The organism is Bradyrhizobium sp. 187, assembly GCF_023101005.1.
Taxonomy (GTDB): Bacteria; Pseudomonadota; Alphaproteobacteria; order Rhizobiales; family Xanthobacteraceae; genus Bradyrhizobium; species Bradyrhizobium canariense_D.
This window is the reverse complement of record NZ_CP064693.1, coordinates 4,107,563-4,123,888: the sequence shown is the minus strand read 5'-3', so window position 1 is coordinate 4,123,888 and position 16,326 is coordinate 4,107,563. Positions and strand designations below refer to the sequence as shown.

Genomic DNA, 16,326 nt, shown 5'->3' with positions numbered 1-16,326 from the left:
AAGCTCAACGCAAGGCGGGCCGCATATCAAAGTCCCGATTTAATAGACGCGCCGCGAGTGGCGAGGGGGCTTCTTCTGCGCAAAATACGGGTTCGCCACGCACGTCGCTGACCGACCGACGGCTAAAAATCTGCATTGCTCGAGCGAGGTGTAGCGGCAATCGAAGTAGCCGACGGGACCGTAGATCTGCATGCAGACCGGATAGCTCGGATCGTAGGTCTGCGCGTGCGCAGGCGCGCCGGTGATCAGCAGGCCGATCGCGGGGAGCGTGATGCGAGCGCGACGCATCTCAGCGCGGCAAATAGTAACCTGGCGCGCGCGGCCTGTTCTGATACGCGTAGCGATCGTCGCTCTGGCCTGCGAAATACGGGTTCGCGATGCAGGTGAGGGCGCGGCCCGACGAACTCGCCTGGCACTGCGCGTAAGTGTCGAACGTGCAATTGCTCAGCCCCGGCCATTCATCGCCGGTAAGGCAGAAGGCATGGTGGGTTCCGAACGCGCGCGCAGGCACGCTTGCGCTAAGCGTGAGCCCAAATGAGGCGAGGGCGAGCGAAAATGTGGCGACAATGGGGAGGGAAATTCGTCTGCGCATTCGATTCTCCAATCACGCGAACGTGCCTGCGACGTTGTCACGCGCGCGTGCTGCAGATGTCGTGTAGTCGACAATGGAACTCATGAAAACACGTGTTTCAAAGGGTTCCCGCGCAAGCTGGTAAATCTTCATTAATGAAGCGCGATCCTTTAGCGCGAACTGTGGCGTCGAGGTTACAGCAATTCTGTCGAGCGCTGCTATGACGACGCCACGGCCCGGGGGCCTAACGACGAAACTGGAACGGGAATCAAATGAACAAGAATCTGTTGCTTGCTGCTGTGAGCCTTGTCGCGCTCGGCGCGACCGCACCGGCGGTGGCTGCTGACCTCGCTGCGCGGCCTTACACCAAGGCGCCGGCGATGGTCGCCGCGATCTACGACTGGAGCGGCTTCTACATCGGCGTCAACGGCGGCGGCGGTTCCGCCCATTCGACTTGGGATCTCGTCGGCGGTGGCCGCGAGGGTTCGCACGATGCGACCGGCGGCACGGTCGGCGGCCAGATCGGCTACCGCATGCAGTCGGGCCAGTGGGTGTTCGGCATCGAAGGTCAGGGCAACTGGGCTGACTTCTCGGGCGACAACGTCAGCGCGCTGTTCGCGACGCGCAACCGCTCCAAGATCGACTCGTTCGGTCTGATCACCGGTCAGATCGGCTACGCCTGGAACAACGTCCTCCTTTACGCCAAGGGCGGTGCGGCTGTCGCCGGCAGCAAGTATGAAGTCTCGACCCTTGGCGGCGCGCTGCTGTCCTCGAACGATCAGACCCGTTGGGGTGGCACGATCGGTGCCGGCCTCGAGTACGGTTTCGCCCCGAACTGGTCGGTTGGCGTCGAGTACAACCACATCTTCCTGCAGGACAAGAACGTCACGTTCGCAGGCTTGGTTGGCACCGATCGCATCCGCCAAGACGTCGACATGGGCCTCGTTCGCTTGAACTACAAGTTCGGCGGCCCGAGCCTCGGCCGTTACTGAGTAAAAGACTGCTATCGATCGCTCGACTTCGAGCGGTTGGCGAAAGCCCCGGCCATCGGCCGGGGCTTTTTTGTTGCCTAAATTCAGCGGGTTAACCATTCTGTTTGGAGATGGTCGAGATGGCTTGACTCCTGAGAACGAAATGAGAACAATGTTCTTCATGCGTTCTCACCATGGAGTAAGCCATGTTCAGGATTTTCGTTGAAGAGGCCGCCGCGTTGGCGTCGATCGCGCTGTTTGTCGGGATGATTGCGATCTGGGCCCAGGTGCTCCCGCAGCTCTAGGCGCGGGCCTAGGTTGGGGAAAAGCAGGACGACGCGGCCGATCGGCCGCTCCGGCGTGGACTCTGGCACCATGACGCCCCACCATTATGAGGCGAGTCGGCCGGGCGAGTGCAGGATGCCTCCGGTGCCGGTGACCGCTCCATCTCATCTGCAAGAGGCCGTCACGCGACCATGCCGAGCGCCGGATTTGTCCACCTTCACGTTCACTCGGCCTATTCGCTGCTCAAGGGCTCGATCAAGATCGCCAAGCTCGCCGAGCTAGCGAAGAAAGACCATCAGCCGGCGCTGGCGTTGACCGACACCGACAACATGTTCGGTGCGCTGGAGTTCTCCGACAAGATGGCAGGCTCCGGTATCCAGCCGATCGTGGGCTGCGAGATCGCGATCGAGTTCGGCGACCAGGATCCCAATGCGCGCAACGTGCTGCTGCCCTCGCGCGTGGTGCTGCTGGCCGCGCAGGAGCGCGGCTATCGCAGCCTGATGCGGCTGAACTCGCGCGCGTTCCTGGAGACGCCCGACACTCATGCTCCCCACATCAAGTTCGACTGGCTCGAAGGCGAGACCGAAGGTCTGATCGCGCTGACGGGCGGTCCGGACGGACCGATCTCGCTGGCGCTTGCCGGCGGTTATACCGAGCTCGCGGCGGCGCGCTGCGAGCGTCTGGCCAGCCTGTTCGGAGACCGTCTCTACATCGAATTGCAGCGCCACAACATCGAGAAGGAGCGGCGGGTCGAAAGCAGCCTGATTGACATCGCCTACACCAAGGGCCTGCCGCTGGTTGCGACCAACGAGCCGTATTTCGCCACGACCGACGATTATGAAGCCCATGACGCGCTGCTCTGCATCGCCGGCGGGCGGCTGATCGCGGAGACCGAGCGCGAGCAGCTCACGCCCGATCACCGCTTCAAGACCCGCGCCGAGATGGCGGTGCTGTTCGCCGACATTCCGGAGGCGCTGGCCTCGACGGTGGAGATCGCCGAGCGCTGCTCGTTCCGGCCGATGACGCGCAAGCCGATCCTGCCGTTCTTCACGGTCGGCGCTGCCGCAAGCTCCGATGCCGCCGCAGTCGAGGCGGCCGAATTGAAGCGGCAGGCGGAGGAGGGGCTCGCCAACCGCCTGCGCGTGCACGGCCTCTCGCAAGGCACGACGGAAGAAGATTACAACGCGCGGCTTGCGTTCGAGCTCGACGTCATCATGCGCATGAAATACGCGGGCTACTTTCTGATCGTCTCCGACTTCATCAAATGGGCAAAGGGCCAGGGCATCCCGGTCGGGCCGGGCCGCGGCTCCGGCGCAGGCTCGCTGGTGGCGTGGGCGCTGACTATCACCGACCTCGACCCGATCAAGTTCGGCCTGCTGTTCGAGCGCTTCCTCAATCCGGAACGCGTCTCGATGCCGGACTTCGACATCGACTTCTGCCAGGATCGCCGCGGCGAGGTGATCAGGTACGTCCAGGAGCGCTACGGTCGCGACCAGGTCGCGCAGATCATCACCTTCGGGACGCTGCAGGCGCGCGGCGTGCTGCGCGACGTCGGCCGCGTGCTGCAGATGCCCTATGGCCAGGTCGACAAGCTCACAAAACTCGTGCCGCAGAATCCGGCCACGCCGGTGACGCTGGCCGCCGCGATCGAGAGCGAGCCAAAACTCCAGGCGTTCCGCGACGAGGATCCGGTGGTGGCGCGCGCGTTCGACATCGCGCAGCGCCTCGAAGGCCTGACCCGTCACGCCTCGACGCATGCGGCCGGCATCGTGATCGGCGATCGCCCGCTGAGCGAACTCGTGCCGATGTATCGCGATCCCAAATCCGACATGCCGGTGACCCAGTTCAACATGAAATGGGTCGAGCCCGCGGGCCTCGTGAAGTTCGACTTCCTCGGCCTGAAAACGCTGACCGTACTCGACGTCGCGTGCAAACTGCTCAAGCCGCGCAACATCCACGTCGATCTCGCGACGCTGCCGATCGACGATGCCGAAAGCTACCAGATGCTGGCGCGCGGCGAGGTGGTCGGCGTGTTCCAGGTTGAAAGCCAGGGCATGCGGCGCGCGCTGGTCGACATGCGCCCCGACCGTTTCGAGGACATCATCGCGCTGGTCGCGCTCTATCGACCGGGTCCGATGGCGAACATCCCGACCTATTGCGCGCGCAAGCACGGCGACGAGGAGCCGGAATATCTCCACCCCGTGCTGGAGCCGATTCTCAAGGAGACCTTCGGCGTCATCATCTACCAGGAACAGGTGATGCAGATCGCGCAGGTGATGTCGGGCTATTCGCTCGGCGACGCCGACCTGCTGCGCCGCGCCATGGGCAAGAAGATCCGCGCCGAGATGGAGAAGCAGCGCGAGATCTTCGTCGCAGGCGCAGTGAAGAACGGCGTGCCGAAGGGGCAGGCCGATACCATCTTCGAGCTGCTGGCGAAATTCGCCGACTACGGCTTCAACAAGAGCCACGCGGCGGCCTATGCGCTTGTGTCCTACCACACCGCCTACATGAAGGCGCATTACCCGGTGGAGTTCATCGCCGCGTCGATGACGCTTGATCTCAACAATACCGACAAGCTGTCCGAATTCCGCGCCGAGGCGCAGCGCCTCGGCATCAAGGTCGAACCGCCCAACGTCAACCGTTCCGGCGCGACTTTCGAAGTCGGCGACAAGACCATCTACTACGCGCTCGCGGCGTTGAAGGGCGTCGGTATTGCGGCCGTCGAGCAGATCATCGCGGAGCGGACCAAAAACGGCTTGTTCACCTCGCTCGCCGACTTTGCCGCGCGGGTGTCGCCGCGCGCGATCAACAAGCGCATCATCGAAAGCCTCGCCGCGGCGGGCGCCTTCGACACGCTGGAGCCGAACAGGGCGCGGGTCTTCGCCGGCGCCGACTCGATTCTCGCCGCATGCCAGCGGGCGAACGAAGCTGCAACCGTCGGCCAGAACGACATGTTCGGCAGCTCGGCCGACGCGCCGACCATCATGCTGCCGCAGATCGAGCCCTGGTTGCCGGCCGAGCGGCTGCGCCGCGAATATGACGCGATCGGCTTCTTCCTGTCGGGACATCCGCTCGACGATTACGCCACCGTGCTGAAGCGGCTGCGCGTGCAGTCCTGGGCCGAGTTCTCCCGCGCGGTGAAGACCGGCGCCACCGCCGGCAAGGTCGCGGCCACCGTGGTGTCGCGCATGGAGCGGCGGACCAAGACCGGCAACAAGATGGGCATCATGGGGCTCTCTGATCCCACGGGTCACTTTGAGGCGGTGCTGTTCTCCGAAGGCCTCGCGCAATATCGCGACGTCCTGGAACCGGGCGCCGCGGTGCTGCTCCAGCTCGGCGCCGAGCTCCAGGGCGAGGACGTCCGCGCGCGCGTGCTGCACGCCGAGCCGCTGGACGAGGCCGCGGCCAAGACGCAGAAGGGCCTGCGCATCTTCGTGCGCGACACCAAGCCGCTGGAATCGATCGCCAAGCGTCTCGCCGGCCCCGACATGGCGAACGGCGCCGCGCCGAAGGTCGGCAGTCCGGGCATCGCGCCCCGCTCCAACGGCGACGGCGAGGTCTCGCTGGTCATGATGCTCGACCTCGAAACCGAGGTCGAGATGAAGCTGCCCGGCCGCTTCAAGGTCTCGCCGCAGATCGCCGGCGCCATCAAGGCGGTCGCCGGTGTGGTGGACGTGCAGCAGCTCTAGCAACGCGCACGGTGTTGCAGGCGGCTGCATGTCTTGCGCGGGACATGCGGCGGCCCTGTTGCAACCTTTCGCTGTTTTCGGTTAGCATGCACTCGGGGAAAATCTGAGGGCGTGATGCTATTGCGTGGGCTGGTATTGCTCGTGGCTGCGGCACTGCTGTGCGGCTGTGAGACGGCGAGGAGCGGGCTCGGATATTCGGAGACGGTACGAAAGCTGGGTCCGCCGAAAGCCGGGCAGGCCCGTGTCGTCGTGTTTCGCGAGAAAGGCTTCGGCGGCATCGGCGATCCGGACTGGGAATTTTCCCTCGACGGTACGCCGATCAAGGGCCTGAAGACCGGGACATATGTCTATGTCGATCGCCCGGCAGGCCAGCACCAGTTCGTAGCAGAGGAGGCGGCGCTCGGCGTCACGCGCGTGGACTTTTCGGCTCAGTCCGGCCAGACCGTGTTCTTCGTAGCGCGCGTCAGTCAGCGCAAGAGCGCCATGATCGCGAATGCGAGCACGGGGGTGCTGGGCTGGGGTCTCACCCTTGCGATGACGTCCGGCTATAAAAATCAGGGGCCGCTGGATTTCCTGCCCTTGGATGAATCGGCCGCCAGGACGACGATCGCAGAGCTTCGGTTGGCAGAATAGCCTCCGCGCGAAATTCGAGCTCCGCCCGCACCGTCATTTGTGGTGTCGTCACAGCGTTGCGGCTATGATCGCCGTGAGGCCGTTCGTCCATCGCGCCGGGAGGGAACGTGACATGTGCGACAAGTGCAATGAATCCCCACATGAGAGGATCGCGCCGTCGCGACGATCCGCGATGTTGTTGGGTGCCTCGGCGCTCGGCCTCGCCCTGACCGGCAGAGCCTTCGCCAAAGAGACCAAGGCGCCGCCCAAGCCGCAGAACGTGCTGTCGCCCGACGCATCATTGAAGCGCCTGACGGAAGGCAATGCCCGCTATGTCGAAGGCGTGTCGCGGCGGCACGATTTCAAGCACGAGCGCGAGGCGTTGGTCGGCGGACAGAATCCGTTCGCGGCCGTACTGAGCTGTGCCGATTCGCGCATCGCGCCGGAATATGCCTTCGACACTGGCCGCGGCGATCTGTTCGTTTGCCGCGTCGCCGGAAATTTTGCCGGCACCGAAACCATCGCCAGCATGGAATACGCGGTGGCCGTGCTGAATGCGCCGCTGATCCTCGTGCTCGGCCATGACGCTTGCGGCGCGGTCGATGCGACGCTGAAGGCGATCAAGGACAACAAGCCGCCGCCGGGCCATATTCCATCGCTGGTCGATGCGATCACGCCTGCAGCGAAGGCTGCGATGCAGCAGGGTGGGGACGTCCTCGACAGGGCGATCCGGCAGAACGTCATCGACAACGTCGCGAAGCTGAAGTCGGCAGCGCCGATCCTCAATGCGGCCGTGGAGCAGGGCAAGCTGAAGGTCGTCGGCGGCATCTATCGGCTCACGACGGGAACGGTCGACCTGATCGCGCAGGTCTGACGAGACGAACCGGCTCGCGCCGGTTCGTTGTCGCGAGGCTGACGCAGGCGCCCTGGCGTTGGTGCCGGGCGCCATGCCGCCGCCTCAATCCAAGCCTTCGTTATTTGGAAGCCTTTCGTTCAAGTGTCATTCAGCTCGCCACGCGTCTGATGCGTGGCGGCATCTCAACAACAAAAACGGGCAAGCAAGTCATGCGTGGGACGCTCCGAGCCTTCATTTGCCTTCTCCTGCCAATCGCGGTCCTTGCCGCGGGCGCGCCGGATCCGGCGCGTGCACAGCAGCAGGAAAAGCGTATGGCGCTCGTGGTCGGCAACGGCGCCTATGCCAAGTCGCCGCTGGCGACGACGGCAAACGATGCCGGCCTGATCGCGCAGACGCTGCAGGCGGCGGGCTTCGACGTCGTCGGCGCCCGCGATCTCGACGGCGACACGCTGCGCAAGAGCTTTCGCGATTTCATCCAGAAGGCGCAGGCCTCCGGACCGGACACCGTCGCGATGGTCTACCTCGCCGGCTATGGCGTGCAACTTGCCGGTGAGAACTACTTCATCCCGGTCGATTCCAACATCACCCGCGACACCGACATTCCGACCGAAGGCCTGCGCATCGGCGACTATCTCCGCCAGCTCGCCTCCGTTCCGCTCAAGGCCAACATCGTCGTGCTCGACGCTGCGCGGGCGCAGCCCTTCGTGGAGGGCGGCCAGCAGATCGCGAGCGGACTTGCGCTGGTCGAGCCCGACGCCAACATGCTGATCGCGTTCAACGCCGCGCCCGGCACGGTGGCGCCCGAGGAGCCTGGACCTTACGGCATCTATGCGCAGTCGCTGGCGGAGATGATCCGCACCGGCGGCCTACCGCTGCCTGAGGTGTTCGACCGCGTTCGCCTGCGCGTCAACGAGGCCAGCAAGGGCGCGCAAGTGCCCTGGAACGAGCAGAAGATATCGGCGCAATTCTCGTTCTTCGAGCGCGGACCTGACGCGCCGCCGCCTGAGGCCGCACCCGACCAAGTCGCCGCGATGCGCAACAAGCCGATCCGCGATCTCGGCGTGCAGGATGCCTATGCCGCCGCGCTCACGCGCGACACGCTGCCGGCCTACGAAGAGTTTCTCTCCGCCTATCCCGGCGACCCGCTGTCGAAGCGCGTGATGGTGATCGTCGCGGCGCGCCGCGAGGCCATCACCTGGCGGCGGACCTATCGGACCGACACGCCGGAGGCCTATTGGTCGTATCTGCGTCGCTATCCGCGCGGTCCGCATGCGGCGGATGCGCGCCGGCGCTTGGCGATTCTCACCGCGCCGGCCGAGCCGCCGCCGAGCTTCGCGATGATCGACTACGACGTGCCGCCACCGCCGCCGGAGGAGGTGGTCTATGTCGAGCGTCCCGTGCTGTATTTCAGCGATCCGGATTTTGGCTTTGCGCCGCCACCGCCGCCGCCGGTCTATTATCTGCCACCGCCGCCGCCGGATTTCGTCGTGCTGTCGCCGCCGATGCCGGTGGTCGGCCTGTTCGTGCTGCCGCAGCCGATGTTCGTGCCAATTCCTGTGTTCGTCAGGCCGCCGGTCTATGTCGCACCGCCCCCGAACAACATCATCTATCAGAACATCCATAACAGGACGGTCATCAACACGGTGATCAACCAGCCGCCGGCACCGCCGGCGGGTGCGGGTGCCGGAGCGGGCAATCTCGCGCCAGCCATTGCCGGGCGCACCAATCCGGCTGGTCCCGCCATGCCGCAGGCGGTCGTGCAGCGCGCCGCCCTGATTCAGCAGGGCAAGGCGCCGATGCCGCCGAGCGCGACGATGCAGCCGACGGCGAGGCCAGGAATGCCTCCGGCCAGGCCGGCCAATGCCGCACCGACCGGTACGCCACCTACGACTCCACCTGCCAGTCCGCTTGCCACGCCACCGGCCAAGCTGCCCCAAGCCAACACCCTGCCGGTTCCCGGCACCCATGGCGGTTCACCTGTACCGCCAGCGGGAGCCGGGCCACTGCCGGGCGGCAGACCCGGGCTGCCCACGGCCACTGCTCCCGGCACACCGCCGCCGACCCATCCGGGAGGGCCTGCGGGAGCGCCGACGACTGCTGCTCCCGGCACCACGCCGCCGGGTCATCCCGGTGCGCCGACCGCCGCCGCGCCGGCGACTGCGCCCACGGCGACAAACCCGGCCGCTGTGCCCGGCCAACCGCCGAAGCCGCCGGTGGCCCAAGCCCCGCCCGGGACCGGGACCGGGCCTGGGGACCATGGCAAGTCCGCGACCCGCGAGCCGGCTGGTTCGCCGCCTGCTGCCCGCACGCCTCCTGGCGCAGTTGGACGACCGGTCACGCCGCCGCCCTCGGCGGCGCGGGAGCCGATCAGGCCGCAGCATCAGCCGACCGCAGCTCCCGCCCAGGCTGCCCGGCCGTCGGCGCCACCACCGCGGCCTCAGGCCGTGGCGCGGCCGGCGCCTCCGCCTCCGCCGCGTGTTGCGCCGCCGCCACCGCCACGGGCGGCTCCACCCGTGGCGGTTGCTCGACCGGCGCCGCCGCCAATGGCGCGGCCCGCGCCGCCGGTCGCCCGGCCGGCGCCACCTCCGCCGCCCCGGATGGCCGTCGCGCCACCGCCGCCGCCGCGCCCGGCAGCACCTCCACCGCGTCCTCCGGCTCCGCCGCCGGCGGCAAAGAAGTGCCCGCCGAACCAGCCCAGATGCTAGGCAGGGGCTAGGCCGGAGCGATCTTTACGTAAGGGGGCCTCTTGCGGGCGAAAGCCGCCCCGAAAGGCCCTTATTTCCTTGCTTCTGGCCGAAATCGCGCTATACACCGCGCCATCTCACACGGAAGCATGGCTCACAAGGCCGTCCGGTGGCAGCCGGGGCGACAACGCTCTGTCCTGCTCACACGCTTCCGGAGGAACCAACCGGAGAATTAGAACGATGGCACTACCCGATTTCACTATGCGTCAGCTCCTCGAAGCCGGCGTGCACTTTGGTCACCAGTCTCACCGCTGGAATCCGAAAATGGCGCCGTTCATTTTCGGCGCCCGCAACAACATCCACATCGTCGACCTCGCGCAGACCGTGCCGTTGCTGCACAACGCCTTGCAGGCGGTCAGCGACACCGTCGCCAAGGGCGGCCGCATCCTGTTCGTCGGCACCAAGCGCCAGGCGCAGGACGGCGTTGCCGACGCGGCCAAGCGCTGCGCTCAGTACTTCGTCAATTCGCGCTGGCTCGGCGGCACGCTGACCAACTGGAAGACGATCTCGGGCTCGATCAAGCGCCTGCGTCATCTCGACGACGTGCTCGCCGGCGGCGATGCCTCCTCCTACACCAAGAAGGAGCGCCTGACGCTTCAGCGCGAGCGCGACAAGCTCGACCGCTCGCTCGGCGGCATCAAGGACATGGGCGGTCTGCCCGACCTGATCTTCGTGATCGACACCAACAAGGAAGACATCGCGATCCAGGAAGCCCAGCGGCTCAACATTCCGGTCGCGGCGATCGTCGACACCAATTCGGATCCGAAGGGCATCACTTATGTGGTGCCGGGAAATGACGACGCCGGCCGCGCGATTGCGCTCTATTGCGATCTGATCGCGCGCGCAGCGATTGACGGCATTTCACGCGCCCAAGGCGATTCCGGAATCGACGTCGGTGCTTCGGTTCGGCCGGTCGCAGAAGAGCTGCCCGCCACGAGCGGCTTCCAAGGCCTTGCCGGCCCGCGCGGCACGTCCGACGACCTCAAGAAGCTCCCGGGCGTGTCGGGCGCGATCGAGAAGAAGTTCAACGATCTCGGCATCTTCCACTTCTGGCAGCTGGCTGAGCTCGATCACGATACCGCGCACAAGATCGGCGAAGAAGTCGGCCTGCCGAGCCGCGCGGACGCCTGGGTGGCCAAGGCCAAGGCGCTGACCGCGGAAGCGGAATAGTCAAAAAGAGCGATGGGTTGGCCGGACAAGCTCCGGCCACCATTTCAGTTGACGCGAATTCCTGAGATGGACCGCGGCGAGGCGATCTGGCCGCGCCGCGGCAAACCGGCAGGCAAAAAGGATTTTGAACGATGGCAACGATCACAGCTGCGATGGTCAAGGACCTGCGCGAGTCGACCGGCGCAGGCATGATGGACTGCAAGGCCGCGCTGACCGAAAACGACGGCAACATGGAAGCGGCGCAGGATTGGCTGCGCAAGAAGGGCCTGTCGAAGGCCGCCAAGAAGTCGGGCCGCGTCGCCGCCGAGGGTCTGATCGGCGCGCTCACCAAGGGCAACAAGGGCGTCGTGGTCGAAGTCAATTCCGAGACTGACTTCGTCGCGCGCAACGGCCAGTTCCAGGGCCTCGTCAAGATGATCGCCCAGGTCGCATTCAACACCGGCGCCGATGTCGACAAGATCAAGGCCGCCAAGGTCGGCGACGTCACGATCGAAACTGCGATCAATGACGCAATCGCCACCATCGGCGAGAACATGACGCTGCGCCGCGCAGCTTCGCTCGAGGTCAGCCAGGGCGTGGTGTCGAGCTACGTCCATGGCGCGGTGGTCGAGGGCGCCGGCAAGATGGGCGTGATCGTGGCACTGGAATCCCCCGGCAAGGCCGACGAGCTCGCAACGCTTGGCCGCCAGATCGCGATGCATGTCGCGGCCGCCAACCCCCTGGCGCTGGATCCGTCCGGTCTCGATCCGGCGGTCGTCAAGCGCGAGAAGGACGTGCTCGCCGACAAATATCGCCAGCAGGGCAAGCCCGAGAACGTGATCGAGAAGATCGTCGAGTCCGGCCTGAAGACCTATTACAAGGAAGTTTGCCTGCTCGAGCAGGCCTTCATCCACGACACCGGGAAGTCGGTGGCGCAGGCGGTGAAGGAAGCCGAAGGCAAGGTCGGCGGCGCGGTGAAAATCGCGGGCTTTGTGCGCTATGCTCTCGGTGAGGGAATCGAGAAGCAGGAAAGCGACTTCGCGGCCGAGGTCGCGGCGGCCAGCGGCAAGAAGTAAGCGCCGGAACGTTCCTTCCGGCGTGCCGCCGGAAGCGGCGCCCGGACAAGGAAAGTGCTCATGACTGATCCGGTCTATCGTCGCGTCGTGATCAAGCTGTCCGGCGAATATCTCGCGGGACCGCAGGGTTTTGGCATCGATCAACCGACCATCGACCGGGTCGCCGACGATCTGATCGCCGCTCGCCACCTCGGCACCGAAGTCGCCGTCGTCATCGGCGGGGGCAATCTCTTTCGCGGCGTCGAGGTCTCCTCGCGCGGCGTGTCGCGCCCGACCGGTGACACCATGGGCATGCTCGCGACGATGATGAACTGCCTCGCGCTCGAGGCCACGATCGAGCGCAAGGGCACGCCTGCGCGCACGCTGTCGGCCTTCGTCATGCCCGAGATTTCCGAGCTGTTCACCCGCACCGCGGCACATAAATACCTCGCCGAGGGCCGGATCGTGCTGCTCGGCGGCGGAACCGGTAATCCGTTCTTCACCACGGACACGACCGCGGTGCTGCGCGCAGCCGAGATCGGCGCCCAGGCGGTTCTGAAGGCGACCAATGTCGACGGTGTCTACTCGGCCGACCCGAAGAAAGACCCGACGGCGACGCGATTCGACCGTCTGACGCATTCGCAGGCGATCGAGGGCGGCTACAAGGTGATGGATGCGACCGCCTTCGCGCTTGCCCGCGAGACGTCGCTGCCTATCATCGTGTTCTCGATCGCGGAGCCGGGCTCGATCGGTGCTGTACTGCGTGGCGGCGGCCACGGAACCATTGTCGCCGGCTGACGGCTTGTCGTTGCACCCTCAGAGAAGGGGTGCGGAGAGGTCGCCGGGATTTTGAAGGAGAAACGTGATGGCCACGGACAATTTCGATCTCAACGAAGTCAAGCGCCGCATGCAGGGCGCGATCCAGTCGCTCAAGCACGAGCTTGGCGGCCTGCGCACCGGTCGCGCCTCCGCCTCGATGCTCGATCCGGTGCAGGTCGACGCCTATGGCAGCCACATGCCGCTGAACCAGCTCGCCACCGTCAGCGTGCCGGAGCCGCGCCTGATTTCGGTGCAGGTCTGGGACAAGTCGATGGTCAAGGCGGTGGAGAAGGCGATCGTCGATTCCAATCTCGGCCTGTCGCCGGCGACTGAAGGCCAGGTTCTGCGCCTGCGCATCCCCGAACTCAATGAGGAGCGTCGCAAGGAGCTCGTCAAGGTCGCGCACAAATACGCGGAAGCCGCCAAGGTCGCTGCGCGCCACGTCCGCCGCGACGGTCTCGACGTTCTCAAGAAGCTCGAGAAGAATCACGAGATGTCCGAGGACGATCAGAAGCGCCACGCCGACGAGGTGCAGAAGGCGACCGACGGCACGATCTCCGAGATCGACCAGTTGCTGGCCGCCAAGGAAAAAGAAATCCTCACCGTCTAAAGCACGATGGATCGCGCTCTAGGTTATTGTTCGCGCATGATTTACGGAAAACCGCTTCGCACTTTGCGCTAACGCGGCCCTTCGGGTCCGGATCATGCTTTAAGGCAGCCTCATGTCCAACGCCGCCGCGCCCGCAACGGAAGGACCAGAACGGTCCGATGCGCCTGCGCATGTCGCCATCATCATGGATGGCAACGGACGTTGGGCGGCCGCGCGCGGCTTGCCACGGGCGGAGGGCCATCGCCGCGGCGTGGAGGCCCTGCGTCGCGTGGTTCGGGCGTCGCATGAACTTGGCATCCGCTATCTCACCATCTTCTCCTTCAGCTCGGAAAACTGGTCGCGTCCGGCGAGCGAGATCGGCGATCTGTTCGGCCTGTTGCGCCGCTTCATCCGCAACGATCTGGCGAGCTTGCATCGCGACGGCGTCAAGGTACGCATCATCGGCGAGCGGGATGGGCTGGAGGGCGACATCTGCGCACTTCTCAATGAGGCGGAGGAACTGACGCGCGATAACACGCGCCTCACGCTCGTCGTCGCATTCAATTACGGCTCCCGGCAGGAGATCGCGAAGGCGGCGCAGAAGCTCGCGCGCGAAGTCGCCGAGGGCCGGCGCAATCCTGACACGATCGATGCCGAGACACTGGGGGCGCATCTCGACGCGCCCGACATTCCCGATCCCGATCTCATCATCCGCACCAGTGGCGAGCAGCGCCTGTCCAACTTCCTGATGTGGCAGGCCGCCTATAGCGAGCTTGTCTTCGTGCCGATTCACTGGCCCGATTTCGACAAGGCGGCGCTGGAAGGCGCAATCGCCGAATTCGCCAGGCGCGAGCGCCGTTTCGGCGGCCTGGTCGCGAAAACCGCCTCGTGAGCGAGCCCAACTCCGCACCGGCCGGCTCTCAGCCTGCCCCGAGCAATCTCGTGATGCGAATCCTCGCGGCGCTGGTGCTGGCGCCGCTCGCCATTGCGCTCGCTTATGCCGGCGGCTGGCTGTGGGCGCTTCTCGTCACCCTGGTGTCGATCGGACTGTTCGCGGAATGGCTGATGGTGGTTGGCGCAGGCTCGACCGCGCTGACCGGGGCGGGGACGATCGTCATCGCCACGATGGGCTTGTGCGTTGCCTTCGGCGCGCTGAAGACCGCAATCATCACCGGCCTGATTGGCGGGGCGGTCGTGACGGTGATCGCGCGGGGCAAGTTCGTCTGGGCGGCCTCCGGATTTGCCTATGCGTCGGCGGCGCTACTCGCCTCGATCCTGCTGCGGAAGGATTTCGTGAACGGCTTCGCCGCGCTGATGTTCGTGCTGCTCGTGGTGTGGGCGACCGATATCGGCGGCTATTTCGCCGGCCGCGGCATCGGCGGACCGAAGCTGTGGCCGCGCGTGAGCCCGAAGAAGACCTGGTCAGGGGCGCTCGGCGGCTTTGCCGCGAGCCTTTTGGTCGCGGTCGCCTTTGCCGCTTGCGGGGTTGGAAAGATAGTTCCATTGCTGCTCGTCAGCGCGGTCCTCTCAATCGTGTCGGCCTGCGGCGATCTGTTCGAATCCGCGGTCAAGCGGCGCTTCGACGTCAAGGATTCCAGTCACTTAATTCCGGGCCACGGCGGGCTATTGGACCGTCTGGACGGTTTTGTCGCCGCCATCCTGGTGGCATGGATTATCGGCTTCCTCCGCCATGGTGTGCATAGCGCCGGAAGCGGTCTTATGGTTTGGTGAAGATATGAGCGCGGTTCCATTGCGTAACAACAAGGCTGCGGCATCGAGCGTCCGCAGCGTCACGGTTCTCGGCGCCACCGGCTCGATCGGCGACAGCACGATGGATCTGCTGCGCGCCTCTCCCGAGCGCTACCGTGTCGAGGCGCTAACGGCGAACAGCAATGTCGAGGCGCTGGCAAAGCTCGCGAAGGAGTTTTCCGCGCGCTTCGTTGCGATCGCCGACACCTCCAAGTTTGCCGAACTCAGGGCTGCGCTCGCGGGCACCGGCACCGAATGCGGCGCCGGTGAAAGCGCGGTGATCGAGGCCGGCGCGCGTCCGGCCGATTGGGTGATGGCCGCCGTGAGTGGCGCGGCCGGGCTGAAGCCGGCACTGGCGGCGGTCGATCGCGGCGCGCATGTCGCGCTCGCCAACAAGGAATGTCTCGTCTGCGCTGGTGATTTCTTCATGCAGCGCGCGGCGAAAGCGGGCGCCTGCATCCTGCCTGCGGATTCCGAGCACAATGCGCTGTTCCAGGCGCTCGCCTCGGGCAATCGCGACGAGCTCGTCCGTGTCATCATCACGGCCTCCGGCGGCCCCTTCCGCACCTGGAAGCCTGCCGACATCGAGCAGGCGACACTCGCGCAAGCCCTGAAGCATCCGAACTGGAGCATGGGCCAGAAGATCACGATCGATTCCGCCTCGATGATGAACAAGGGGCTCGAGGTGATCGAGGCCTCCTATCTGTTCGCGCTCTCGCCCGACGAGATCGACGTCCTCGTTCATCCGCAGTCGATCATCCACGGCATGGTTGAGTTCTCCGATTGCTCGGTCGTGGCCCAGCTCGGCTCACCCGACATGCGCACGCCGATCGCGCATTGCCTCGGCTGGCCCGACCGTATCAAGGGTCCGGCCGCCAAGCTCGATCTGGCCAAGATCGGCCAGTTGACCTTCGAGGCGCCAGATTTCGAGCGCTTCCCCGGGCTGCGCCTGGCCTTCGATTCTCTCCGGACCGGGAAGGGGGCGACCACGGTCTACAACGCCGCCAACGAGGTCGCGGTCGCCGCCTTCATCGCCGGCAAGATCCGGTTCGGGGCGATTGCCAGGCTGGTGGAGGAGACGCTGGATGACTGGGTCCGCAGCGGGAACCAGGCGCCGCTGACGTCAGCGGACGATGCAATCGCTGTTGACCATGTTGCGCGAAATAGGGCTGCCGCCCTATTGCCTCAAATTGCCTTAAAGGCATCCTAGATGGTTCGGGGCCAGCGCCTTGCGGCA

General features: G+C 65.5%; 14 protein-coding genes. 12 read left to right on the top strand and 2 right to left on the bottom strand.

Annotated features, from left to right (window positions below; genetic code table 11):
• Positions 1-39: 39 nt before the first annotated feature.
• Complete coding sequence (locus IVB19_RS19740; RefSeq protein ID WP_247819829.1) at positions 40-288, bottom strand: DUF3551 domain-containing protein; 249 nt, start codon at positions 286-288, stop codon at positions 40-42.
• Position 289: 1 nt separating this feature from the next.
• Entirely contained in the window at positions 290-592 is a 303-nt protein-coding gene (locus IVB19_RS19735; RefSeq protein WP_247819828.1) for a DUF3551 domain-containing protein, read from the bottom strand.
• 251 nt (positions 593-843) lie between these two features.
• Here IVB19_RS19735 and IVB19_RS19730 point away from each other — a divergent pair, with 251 nt between their 5' ends.
• The 12 genes from IVB19_RS19730 to dxr all read left to right on the top strand — a co-directional run bounded on the left by IVB19_RS19730 (position 844) and on the right by dxr (position 16,299).
• Positions 844-1,563 carry an outer membrane protein gene (locus IVB19_RS19730; protein ID WP_085394829.1) on the top strand — a complete coding sequence of 240 codons (720 nt, stop codon included), beginning with the start codon at positions 844-846 and terminating at the stop codon, positions 1,561-1,563.
• 455 nt (positions 1,564-2,018) lie between these two features.
• Positions 2,019-5,516: a DNA polymerase III subunit alpha gene (gene dnaE, locus IVB19_RS19725; protein ID WP_018455045.1), complete on the top strand. Its 3,498-nt coding sequence runs from the start codon at positions 2,019-2,021 to the stop codon at positions 5,514-5,516.
• Between the two features lie 114 nt (positions 5,517-5,630).
• Positions 5,631-6,149: a DUF2846 domain-containing protein gene (locus tag IVB19_RS19720; protein WP_247821690.1), complete on the top strand. Its 519-nt coding sequence runs from the start codon at positions 5,631-5,633 to the stop codon at positions 6,147-6,149.
• Between the two features lie 112 nt (positions 6,150-6,261).
• Positions 6,262-7,002 carry a carbonic anhydrase gene (locus tag IVB19_RS19715; protein WP_026232864.1) on the top strand — a complete coding sequence of 247 codons (741 nt, stop codon included), beginning with the start codon at positions 6,262-6,264 and terminating at the stop codon, positions 7,000-7,002.
• A gap of 191 nt (positions 7,003-7,193) precedes the next feature.
• Positions 7,194-9,689 (top strand): caspase family protein, encoded by a 2,496-nt coding sequence (locus tag IVB19_RS19710; RefSeq protein WP_247819827.1) that lies wholly within the window; start codon positions 7,194-7,196, stop codon positions 9,687-9,689.
• Between the two features lie 219 nt (positions 9,690-9,908).
• Complete coding sequence (locus tag IVB19_RS19705; RefSeq protein WP_007603625.1) at positions 9,909-10,898, top strand: 30S ribosomal protein S2; 990 nt, start codon at positions 9,909-9,911, stop codon at positions 10,896-10,898.
• Between the two features lie 131 nt (positions 10,899-11,029).
• Entirely contained in the window at positions 11,030-11,953 is a 924-nt protein-coding gene (tsf, locus tag IVB19_RS19700) for a translation elongation factor Ts (RefSeq protein ID WP_018455041.1), read from the top strand.
• A gap of 60 nt (positions 11,954-12,013) precedes the next feature.
• Entirely contained in the window at positions 12,014-12,730 is a 717-nt protein-coding gene (pyrH, locus tag IVB19_RS19695; RefSeq protein WP_018455040.1) for a UMP kinase, read from the top strand.
• 67 nt (positions 12,731-12,797) lie between these two features.
• Complete coding sequence (gene frr, locus IVB19_RS19690; protein ID WP_007603628.1) at positions 12,798-13,361, top strand: ribosome recycling factor; 564 nt, start codon at positions 12,798-12,800, stop codon at positions 13,359-13,361.
• Positions 13,362-13,473: 112 nt separating this feature from the next.
• Positions 13,474-14,232: an isoprenyl transferase gene (locus tag IVB19_RS19685; protein WP_085353284.1), complete on the top strand. Its 759-nt coding sequence runs from the start codon at positions 13,474-13,476 to the stop codon at positions 14,230-14,232.
• Positions 14,229-15,071, top strand: coding sequence for a phosphatidate cytidylyltransferase (locus IVB19_RS19680; protein WP_085353283.1), 843 nt, complete (start codon positions 14,229-14,231; stop codon positions 15,069-15,071). Before IVB19_RS19685 ends, IVB19_RS19680 begins: the two co-directional genes overlap by 4 nt.
• Before the next feature lie 4 nt (positions 15,072-15,075).
• Positions 15,076-16,299, top strand: coding sequence for a 1-deoxy-D-xylulose-5-phosphate reductoisomerase (dxr, locus tag IVB19_RS19675; RefSeq protein WP_247370284.1), 1,224 nt, complete (start codon positions 15,076-15,078; stop codon positions 16,297-16,299).
• The last annotated feature ends 27 nt before the right edge of the window (positions 16,300-16,326 follow it).

Coding starts and splice junctions, on each gene's coding strand:
- IVB19_RS19740 (WP_247819829.1), bottom strand. CDS start 288: ATGCGTCGCGCTCGCATCACGCTCCCCGCGATCGGCCTGCTGATCACC.
- IVB19_RS19735 (WP_247819828.1), bottom strand. CDS start 592: ATGCGCAGACGAATTTCCCTCCCCATTGTCGCCACATTTTCGCTCGCC.
- IVB19_RS19730 (WP_085394829.1), top strand. CDS start 844: ATGAACAAGAATCTGTTGCTTGCTGCTGTGAGCCTTGTCGCGCTCGGC.
- dnaE (WP_018455045.1), top strand. CDS start 2,019: ATGCCGAGCGCCGGATTTGTCCACCTTCACGTTCACTCGGCCTATTCG.
- IVB19_RS19720 (WP_247821690.1), top strand. CDS start 5,631: ATGCTATTGCGTGGGCTGGTATTGCTCGTGGCTGCGGCACTGCTGTGC.
- IVB19_RS19715 (WP_026232864.1), top strand. CDS start 6,262: ATGTGCGACAAGTGCAATGAATCCCCACATGAGAGGATCGCGCCGTCG.
- IVB19_RS19710 (WP_247819827.1), top strand. CDS start 7,194: ATGCGTGGGACGCTCCGAGCCTTCATTTGCCTTCTCCTGCCAATCGCG.
- IVB19_RS19705 (WP_007603625.1), top strand. CDS start 9,909: ATGGCACTACCCGATTTCACTATGCGTCAGCTCCTCGAAGCCGGCGTG.
- tsf (WP_018455041.1), top strand. CDS start 11,030: ATGGCAACGATCACAGCTGCGATGGTCAAGGACCTGCGCGAGTCGACC.
- pyrH (WP_018455040.1), top strand. CDS start 12,014: ATGACTGATCCGGTCTATCGTCGCGTCGTGATCAAGCTGTCCGGCGAA.
- frr (WP_007603628.1), top strand. CDS start 12,798: ATGGCCACGGACAATTTCGATCTCAACGAAGTCAAGCGCCGCATGCAG.
- IVB19_RS19685 (WP_085353284.1), top strand. CDS start 13,474: ATGTCCAACGCCGCCGCGCCCGCAACGGAAGGACCAGAACGGTCCGAT.
- dxr (WP_247370284.1), top strand. CDS start 15,076: ATGAGCGCGGTTCCATTGCGTAACAACAAGGCTGCGGCATCGAGCGTC.